This is a genomic window from Rubidibacter lacunae KORDI 51-2, from assembly GCF_000473895.1.
Lineage (GTDB): Bacteria > Cyanobacteriota > Cyanobacteriia > Cyanobacteriales > Rubidibacteraceae > Rubidibacter > Rubidibacter lacunae.
Map to the genome: position 1 here is coordinate 1 of NZ_ASSJ01000059.1, position 9,154 is coordinate 9,154.

Here is a 9,154-nt window from a genome sequence, read left to right on the forward strand (position 1 = left end):
CAGGCAGTCAGCAAGACGTTGGGAAAGACCAAGGCGGGCATCGGCTTGGCGAGCGAGGAGGAGACCGGAGTCAGAACTGAGTTGAAAGTCGCGAAAGCGGACGTTGAGAGGGAGTTGAGAGGGGAAATCGAAGGGAAGTGTTTGTGCAGACTCAGTCATGGCAGAATAGAACATAGAAAACGTGGAAAGCCCGATACTACCAAGGTTTCGGGCTTCCTTTTCTTACTTTTCGTGAATAATTCAGGCTAACGGAATAGTTAGCCTCAAAGCGAGCCATAAACCGTTTTCCAAGCTCGAACGGTATCTTTCCCCAGTTCGCTATCGATCACTTCGCCGCTGTCTGTTATTAAGCGAATAGCGATCTCTTCCTCAGGAGTGGTTTGCAAGGTGGTTGCTAATTCGGGCGTGACGGGAAACTGGCTGTTTTGACCGGTGACTTCAAAAATTTCCCCATCGATTTTCATCAAGAGCGTGATGATGTTACGGGCATTTGTAAAGTCCGAGCAAAATCCCCTGACCGAGTGACTCAGGCAATTGCGATCGCGCACGATCGACAAAACCCGAATCGATTCGGGTCCCCAAAGGCTCTGGATTTCAATGCGAGCACTGGTATTGAGAAACCGCCCGAAAAAAATATGCCGGTCGAACACGCCAACAAAACTTCCCTCGAAGGGATCGTCAATTTGTGCCGGTTCGGACCAGGGCAGATTGCGATTGGCACCCAGTGCAATGGACTTAACCGTTGGCAGCCCGAGAGCGGTATCAACTCCAATCGTGCCCATTGCTAAAACACTCAATAGACCAATACCAATGGAGGCGCAGCCTTTCATCCTTCCTATTCCCCGCTAATTGGTAATTCCGTATCCGTCGGGGGAAGGCTGGGTTCCTCTGGAGAGGGAACCACTTTGGCCGCCCCTATCGAATTTCCAATCAAACATCATGTTGATGGTTGATTTCCCTTCGAGGCCAGCATCCAAGGCTGCCTGTGGCCAGCTCGGTTCGGCACACTGACGACAACTGACAGTTCGGAAGCCGCCACTTTCAGTAGTACCCGGAGCTGCGCGCGACTCGCCGGCATCGTTATTCAAACCCGCATCGGTTGCCGGTTGCTGCCCAATCGCTTCCGAGCGGGCAACAACAGCAGTTTTGCCAAGCTCAGGTGTGCCCGTCGTTCCCCGTGGGGTAGTAGAACGCGGCTCTGCAGTCGGCCGAGCGCTCGGTCTGGGGTCGGGTCGAATCTCTAGCTCGGGAATCGACAGCTTGGGAGTAGGTGGGGCAATATCGACTGCTGCCACCTCCGATAATGTGGCTTGGCGAGGAATGGGGTTGGGTGTCGGTGGCGTCGGAATTGGGACTGCGATCTCCCCTGGAGTTTCAGTAATCTTGGCTTCTGGCATCACCAGCAGCGGCAAGAGCCCCAGATGAAGTCCCACAGCCCCATACGCTTCAGCCCCCGCCGCGGTTCGTGCCAATATATTTATTCGAGCACGACAGTCTTTTGAAAGAGCCATACTAACGTTTCCCTTGTTGCGATCCCGCTTGCCCTCCTGGAGTGATTTTAATTCCTAACTAAGTTCTTGACATCGACAGCGGTCTGAGATGCCAGAGGGTACACACCCATAAGTAGCGTTTGCTCAAGCCATACTTGGAGAGCCCTACAAGTCTGGAGACTCAATGCATCCAGAAGTGAGTGACAGTAACCGAGGTTCGAAAACTCCCATAACTCACTTGACATATTATTTCAACAAGCTTACCGTCAAGCCATACAGAAGCGTGGGAAGTGCGTGTGACTCCCTAACCTGGCTGGGAAACTCACCGAGTCTGAATAGGCGCTTGATAAAACGGGAGTGATAATGTCTATTGCTGAGTTATTCAGAGCCGGAGGTATCGTTATGGTGCCCCTCCTGGCATTCTCAATTGCTGCGATCGCTCTTTCTGTAGAGCGTTCGGTTTTTTGGCTCCGCGTCAGCCGCCGCCAGCGTCAGGTGATACGTGGAATCCTGCAAACATACCGAACCGATCCTAGTGCGGCTCTCGGGCGCTTGAAAAAGCATCTCGACCTGCCCATGGCAAGGATTTTCCTGGAAGCACTGGAGCTCGATGGAGCATCCCCAAGCCAGTTCCGACTGGCCCTAGAAGGAGCAACCCAGGCCGAGCTACCTCTTCTCAAACGATTCGGTACTGTTTTCCAGACGATCGTTGCAGTCTCCCCGCTACTCGGCTTGCTCGGAACGATCTTGGGCCTGATTCATTCCTTTGGGGCAATTCGTATCGGTGAGATTGGGGCAAATGCCGAGGCGGTCACGGGAGGGATTGGTGAAGCACTTGTATCTACTGCTGCGGGCATGGTGGTTGCAATTTTTGCATTAATGGCCGCCAATTTCTTTCGTGGAATATACAAGCGACAAATAGCGCTCTTACAGGAGTACGGCAGTCAACTGGAGATCCTTTACGAGTGGCACTACCGCGACACCCTCCCTGAGGGCAAAGCCGAGGAGGAGTCTTATGCGCGTATGGGATGATGAGTCAGAAGAGACTCTAGAAGTTAATATTTTGCCAATGATCGACGTCATTTTTGCGATCCTGGCATTTTTCATGCTTTCAACACTTTTTTTGACTCGAAACGAAGGACTTCCCGTCAATTTGCCGAATGCTGAAAATGCAAGCCCGGTCAATGAAATTGACTTCACCGTATCTCTTCAAGAAGATGGTACTTTAGCTCTTAACAGCAAACCCATCGCGATTGATGAACTACGACCGGCGATTGAGGAAATGCTGCAAGCTGGAGATATAGGGATTGTGCGCATTGAGGCGGATAAGAAGGTTTTTCACGAGCGTGTCATTGAGGTAATGGACCGTTTGCGAACTCTTGAGGGAATACAACTGGGTATTGCGACTGAGTCGTTCCAAAACTAGAGTATTTGGGAGTGTTCCTGGTTTGGTGGAGCCTAACAAAAGATTATTGAATCTCATGAGGTATCCACTGAAATGGATTCCAAAAACTGGACAGCCAAAATGAACGTCTAAGTTCCGAGTAACTCAAAGTTTGAAAGGGTTCGTTCATAGGCAATAGACGGAAACATTAAGGGTTCCAGTTCAAGGCCAAGGTGGCATTGGATGCCGTCCGAGGTGTAGAACCCATTGCGGCATTGGCTAGTCAGTGCAAAGTTTGCCCCACGATGATTAATAACTGGAAGCGACAGTTATCAGAGGAAACTGACTCTTTGTTCGACAGGAATACGAAAGCCAAGAGAGAGGAGGACGGCCAGCAAGCTCAGATTGACGAGCTCTATCGTCAGATTGAGAAGTTAAAAGTCGAGCGAGATTTCAGCCGACAGGTCAGAACGGTTGGACTGAGTTGCGAAAGGTCTTGCTCGTAGTCGATCGTCCAGGCCCGAGCATTGTTCGACAATACCAATCATTGGGAGTGCCCCGTTCGAGCTTCTATCATCAAGTCAAGGAGGTTGCCAATGAAGAATTAATCTTGCTGAGATTGATTGACCAACAGTACTTGGAAACTCCTTTCTATGGGAGCCGCTGCATAGCTGTCATCCTGCACAAACGGGTCCAGCTGTTAATGCGCCAATTAAGGTTTGAGGCCGTCTAAACCAAGCCCAAACTGACACGATTCAACCCAGGGCGTCAAGTTCGACCCTATTTGCTTCGGGAGCTAGCCATTACCCAGTCAAACCAAGTTTGGTGCACTGACATCACATACCTGCGGGCTCTAAAGGGAAGTTTCTACTTAATAGTCATGATGGATTGGTTGTGACGTAGGACTTTTCCCATCACTACTTATAGATTGCCACCCCCATGCCATCCTTCACCCCCATATCAATCCCTATTCCGTTTCCAGCAGCAATTGCGCCACATCGTCGGCAATTTGATTTGCCGCTATGATATTGCGCCCGACAGCCCATACCTCACCTCTGACTTCGTAAACGCGCTCCTGTTGGACGGCACCCAACTTCGACCAAAGGGGATCGCGAACGAATTCATCGAGAGAGGTAACGCCATCGCGGCTCGGAGAGTAAACCAAAAAGATCGTATCGCCATCGAGGCTTGCTAAGTCTTCGCGTGAGGCCCGAGCCGCCCAACGACGCGGACGAGCTTGGGCGGATGGACGGGAGAAGCCTATATCTTGGAGGACAGAACCTGAGAAGCTATTGGCCGTGTAGAAATACGGTTCCCCTTGGAGAATGCCAATAATCGAAACCGTTGTGTCTTCAGGATTGCCTAAACGCGATCGTATTGCAGCAATTTTTCGGTCATGCTCCGCTAAGAGTTGTTCGGCCTCGGCAGTTTTCCCAAGCGCTTCAGCATACAACCTAAAGTTTTCGGCCCACTCCCCCGATCGCCCGCTGCCCTCTGTTAGGACGACTGGGGCAATGCGGCTGAGGGGCTTGTAGATCGATTTGATGCCAATTGTGCTGCCCAGGATCAAATCGGGCTTGAGCTTCAGAATTGCTTCGAGATTGGGAGCATTGCCCTGACCCACAACTTCAATCCCATCCGTCCGATCTCCCAGATAGGCAGGAAACCCCTCACCATAGACAATCGAACCAATCGGTTTGGTGCCTAGAGCCAAGGCCGCATCCAACGGGGCGGTGTCGAGGACTACGACGCGCTGAGGAGTTTCGGGGACCTCCACGGGGCCGATTGCATCGACGACAGTACGCGACGGTCCCATCGGCAAGGCACGATCGCTCGGAGGCGATATCCCCAAACAACCAGACAAAACGACCACGGCACAACAAGACGCTAAGGCAAGGGCAATCGCGCGCCGCCAACGCCTCCGTAACCAATACAGTTGACCGCTCTCTACCAATACTGCTTTAGAAATCAAGGGCATACCGAATACTGAATAGACGACCGGTACCGGCAAAACGACGATTTTCCGCTCCACCGATCCGCTCCTGAGAGCTGACCGGTAAGTATTGCTGGTTGAGCAGGTTTTCGATACCAAATTCCAAGCGGCCATTGCGACCGAGGTCTAGAGTGCTAATGAAATCCACGAGAACGTAGCCATCTACTTCAAAGGAATCCACTTCATCCTCAAAAGCACGGTCGCGATCGGCAATGAACAAGGATTGCAAGCGATTTTGCCAACCAGGCAAGGTTTCGTTCTCGATGTATACGGTTGCGGATAACGGCTGTACGTTAACGGAGCTCAAGGCAACAAAGTTCCCATCATCATCAGGATCGAAATCTCCTTCATTCCAAGTGAGGATACTCCCAACACGCCATTTATCGGCAGGTTGCCAATCCACAGTGAATTCGATGCCATAGTTGCGCTGTGGGGCACGTTGAACTACAGTGAAACCAGTTTCCGGATCTCTAATCAGCGCCGATCCTAGGTTGGAAACATTGTAAAATCCAGCGAAAGTAAATTGCACATCGCCCCAGTCGCCGCGAACTCCTAATTCAAAGTTGTTAACTTTTTGGGACTCAAGGGCAATTGTATTTTCGATATCCGTACCCTCTGGCAAGAAGCCAAGGACGCCATCCAAGCCAGGGAGAGAAAAGCCCTGAGAGAAGTTAAAGAATGCCTCGATATTAGAATTCGCTCGGTAGACGATACCGGCATTAAAGGTGACATCATCATCCTTAACCGTTCCCCCTTCAATCTCGGGAGGCGGGCCGACGATGGCTGCGGGTGAAAATGGCGATGCCGTGTAGGTATCTACATTGGCTCTGATATTTTCATATCGCAAGCCGCCATTGAAAAGCCAGCGATCGCTGATATCCCAACGTCCCTGTGCGAACAGGCCCAGATTTTCCAGGGTGTAGAAGGGGGTTTGGGTTGGGCGGGCTGTGACAATTGCTCTGCGATCGATATCGAAGGCATCGGGATCGATGTCATTAAACAAAGCTTCGTTTTCCTCACGGGCAAAATCTACGCCCCAGAGTAAACTGAAGCGCTCGCTCAATTCCGTATCAATCTGCAGGCGCGTACCAAATTCTTGGTTTTCGAGATTGGTCTGGAAGACTCTGGGGGCTTCGGGGAAGAGGTTGGGTGGGAAGAAGGGACGGATGTCGTTAGTGATCTGCGTAAGGTCGGTATCCCGATAGTAAATTTGGAAGCCCAGTTGGGAATTGATAATATCCTCATGTTTGTAAGCTAAAGAGATATTCGTGACTGTTTGATCGGGCGAGTCATCATAGTCGATTTCACCAACCCGTAGTGCTCTAGCCTTCTGAAGCCCTTCAATTTCAAAGACAATTGGGTCGAAAATAAACTCACTATCAAAGTCATTATTAAAGATATTGAAGCTAAAATCTAAGCGTTGATTTTCATTAATTTCAATACCAGCTTTGGCTAAAAAGTTAAGGGTTTCATTTTCGTTGGAGAGACCGTTGGGTGGAATGCGATCGCCCTCAGCATCAAACGTCGATTGTTCTGTATCAAAGGCACCGTTAATCAGGAAGTCAAAGCGACCTTCACGACCAGAAAGGCCATAATCAAGTTTGTAACCGAAGCCTCCCTCGTTGAGGCGGCGAAAATCTGGGCGCAGCGTAACTGCAGCGGTAGACCGAATGCCCTCATCAGCAGGTTTTCGCGTGATGATGTTGACGGTGCCGCCAGTAGCTCCGTCGCCGTAGACAGCGTTGGGGCCGCGAATAACTTCGATACGCTCGATTGCCGAAGGATCGATACTGGAAAACTCGGTCCCAAAAGACGTATTGGTGTTTTGGGGAATGCCATCAATCAGGATGAGGGCTTCCCGGCCCCGCAGGCTTTGGGCGCGGGTACGCCCTTCAGGGTTGGGTGGTCCAAAGCCGGGCACGAGTTTCCCCAGCAAGTCAGAGAGGTCGTTGCTTAAGATAGATTCCTTCTCAATTGTTTCGCGATCGATGACGGTGATGGAGCGGGGGACATCGCGAATATCCTCTTCGCGACGCGTTGCTGAAACCACCACCTGAATGGCGTCGTCATCGTCGGTGGAAGCAATTGCCTGGCTGGGAATCACGTTAAAGTTGAGGCCTCCAGCTGCAGCACTCAATTGCACTTCAGGTGGTGCTTCAGCCCCTGTAATTGCTACTTGCACTCCACCGTCGGGCAAGTTGAAGATCTGGATTAAGGCAATGCCATCAGCCGGATCGAATTGTTCGGATGCGGCGCCGCTGGGCAAGTCCAGCGTGGCATCGGGAATAGTGGTGATGATGGCATTGCCGACGATTTCCGGCGGATCGGCAATGATGACGCCATCGGACACCAGCACAACTGATAGGCCATCAGGTGTGTTTACCACGCGGAAGTCAGTAATTACGCTCGTGTTAGTCCCAGCTGGATTTTGGGAGAGCTGCCGCACCGGAGTAGTAGATTGAGGCAAAGCTGGGATTGGATCGGGAGTTTGTGCTAGTGCCGATGTTGCGATCGCCAGCCAGCCAGCCGTCAATAAACCAAGGCTCAAGAGTTTCGAAGTCATTGCCCAAACGTCACACCAAACAAAGAAAGTGGATTCTGAGATTACCAAGTTGCCAAAATACCAGCACCTGATAAGAAATCTTCTCAACAAGAATAGGTTACATGCAAATAAGTGTCAAATGGTGTGATGAGCGAGGAGTGTGCATCTGGCGCATTATTCCAGATCGACGTATCCAGCCTTGCTCGCGTATGGGGTCGGAAGTATGGCCGACGGGCGATCTCGAACCACAGGTAACCATCCAGCTAGCATTTGATGGCGATTCCGGTCTTGCCGGTCGAAGTTACCAGACTTCGACCCTGCGATGGTTTCGGGTCAAGAGTCCTGTGTATGGTGATTGACTTTGCGTCGACCCCCCTCGGCAACGCGGTCATTTGTCTCAGCCCACTCTCATTTCTTCGCCACTACTAATTGAGTTATTAATTCATTAATAGAGTATTGCGCACAGATGAAGAAGTGTTAGGTCGATATATTGCACAGTGGATAGTCAAGGGCTACGAGTAAATGTGCTTCGGCAAATCGGTAATCTAAACAGCAAAGATATTGAAAAAATATCCCCAATGGATTCGCGCGTACGAAATTCACTAAAGCTTCATTACCATCGCCTTGATACTGACAGTGAAGACTTTGGCGCAGGCAACGCTCGGCTCGACCGACATAGAGCGCGCATGCTGGCTTAAATTCTGCTGGGTTATCGCGATAGCGAATGAGGAAAACTCCTAGCAGCGATAGTGGGACTCGCTCGATCGCATCGGGACAAAAATTCAATAGCGGACTCCAAGGCAACGCCTCTAGAGGTTTTCCACAATAATCCCGAATAGCAACAGATCCTATATGACTGGGGTCGCTCACCATTCCATACCGAACGAAGTTAAATATTGACAATTCAAATTTCTAAGAATGATCCCAGTCGGGTTTGATGAGCTTGCGATGGTTGAGGAAGCGATCGATAGACATGGCTGCAATACAGCCATCCCCTGCTGCCACAACAGCTTGTTTGTAGGGGGTATTGCGAATATCGCCAATGGCCCAAACCCCATCAATATTCGTTGCCATCGTTTCGTCAACTTTGACACCGCCATCATCTTTCAACTCTATGGCGTCGCCGGTGAAATCGGTAATTGGCTTCGAGCCACTTTGGTAAACAAAGACACCTTCAACTGCGAGCGTGCTGAGATCTGCCTCTCCTTTGGTTTTCATCTTGATACCAGTCACGCCGGACGTATCCCCTTCAACCGCAAGTAAGCGGGTCGAGTTCCAATGCTTGACATTTGATTGGCTCAAGAGACTGCGGACATGAGCGTCTCCATCTTGAGGGGCCTTCGCAGTTAGCCAGTGTACGGTTGAGGCGAATTTTGTCAAAAACTGTGCTTCTTCAACGGCTTCTTGATTGAGGCCGACCACTGCCACCTCGCGATCGCGATAGAATGCCCCATCACAGGTCGCACAATAGCTCACGCCTCGGCCCAGAAATTCCGATTCGCCCTTGATGGAAGAGGTACGTCCCATTGCACCCGTTGCGAGGACAAGAGCTCTGCTAACAAATGTCCCCTCTGGGGTGTAGACCTTTTTCAAAGGCCCTTGCACGTCAATACCAAACACCTGAGCTCGTTGATAGTTGGCTTCAAAAGAAATGGCTTGCTCGCGCATAACTTTCAAAAGCGCGTCCCCGCCCACATGACCTGCTACCCCTGGATAATTGGCAATGTTATGGGTGTTGGCCAAGG

General features: G+C 50.9%; 8 protein-coding genes. 3 read left to right on the forward strand and 5 right to left on the reverse strand.

Annotated elements, in window-relative coordinates; all coding sequences use genetic code 11:
- Window positions 1–249: hypothetical protein (locus KR51_RS20680; protein ID WP_040655984.1), on the forward strand; the 249-nt coding region annotated here is incomplete at its 5' end.
- Window positions 250–263: 14 nt separating this feature from the next.
- On the opposite strand, the gene KR51_RS10960 is transcribed toward KR51_RS20680, so the two are convergent.
- Entirely contained in the window at window positions 264–782 is a 519-nt protein-coding gene (locus KR51_RS10960; protein ID WP_156915088.1) for a hypothetical protein, read from the reverse strand.
- 63 nt (window positions 783–845) lie between these two features.
- On the reverse strand, window positions 846–1,472 hold the full coding sequence (locus KR51_RS10965; RefSeq protein ID WP_156915089.1) for a hypothetical protein: 627 nt from the start codon (window positions 1,470–1,472) through the stop codon (window positions 846–848).
- Between the two features lie 381 nt (window positions 1,473–1,853).
- Here KR51_RS10965 and KR51_RS10970 point away from each other — a divergent pair, with 381 nt between their 5' ends.
- Window positions 1,854–2,522, forward strand: a complete 669-nt coding sequence (locus KR51_RS10970) for a MotA/TolQ/ExbB proton channel family protein (protein ID WP_022607696.1) — start codon at window positions 1,854–1,856, stop codon at window positions 2,520–2,522.
- Window positions 2,506–2,916, forward strand: a complete 411-nt coding sequence (locus tag KR51_RS10975; protein ID WP_022607698.1) for an ExbD/TolR family protein — start codon at window positions 2,506–2,508, stop codon at window positions 2,914–2,916. The genes KR51_RS10970 and KR51_RS10975 overlap by 17 nt, the downstream gene beginning before the upstream one ends.
- A 925-nt stretch (window positions 2,917–3,841) precedes the next feature.
- On the opposite strand, the gene KR51_RS10990 is transcribed toward KR51_RS10975, so the two are convergent.
- The 3 genes from KR51_RS10990 to KR51_RS11005 all read right to left on the reverse strand — a co-directional run.
- The gene (locus tag KR51_RS10990; RefSeq protein WP_022607701.1) at window positions 3,842–4,852 is read right to left on the reverse strand and encodes an ABC transporter substrate-binding protein; all 1,011 of its coding nucleotides are present in this window, start codon (window positions 4,850–4,852) and stop codon (window positions 3,842–3,844) included.
- On the reverse strand, window positions 4,836–7,049 hold the full coding sequence (locus KR51_RS10995) for a TonB-dependent receptor (protein ID WP_198016759.1): 2,214 nt from the start codon (window positions 7,047–7,049) through the stop codon (window positions 4,836–4,838). The genes KR51_RS10990 and KR51_RS10995 overlap by 17 nt, the downstream gene beginning before the upstream one ends.
- Before the next feature lie 1,272 nt (window positions 7,050–8,321).
- On the reverse strand, window positions 8,322–9,154 hold an 833-nt coding region (locus KR51_RS11005), incomplete at its 5' end, for an NAD(P)/FAD-dependent oxidoreductase (RefSeq protein ID WP_022607706.1).

Excerpts from the sequence above, each read along its gene's own strand:
- KR51_RS10960 (WP_156915088.1), bottom strand. The coding sequence starts at position 782 with ATGGGCACGATTGGAGTTGATACCGCTCTCGGGCTGCCAACGGTTAAG.
- KR51_RS10970 (WP_022607696.1), top strand. The coding sequence starts at position 1,854 with ATGTCTATTGCTGAGTTATTCAGAGCCGGAGGTATCGTTATGGTGCCC.
- KR51_RS10975 (WP_022607698.1), top strand. The coding sequence starts at position 2,506 with ATGCGCGTATGGGATGATGAGTCAGAAGAGACTCTAGAAGTTAATATT.
- KR51_RS10990 (WP_022607701.1), bottom strand. The coding sequence starts at position 4,852 with ATGCCCTTGATTTCTAAAGCAGTATTGGTAGAGAGCGGTCAACTGTAT.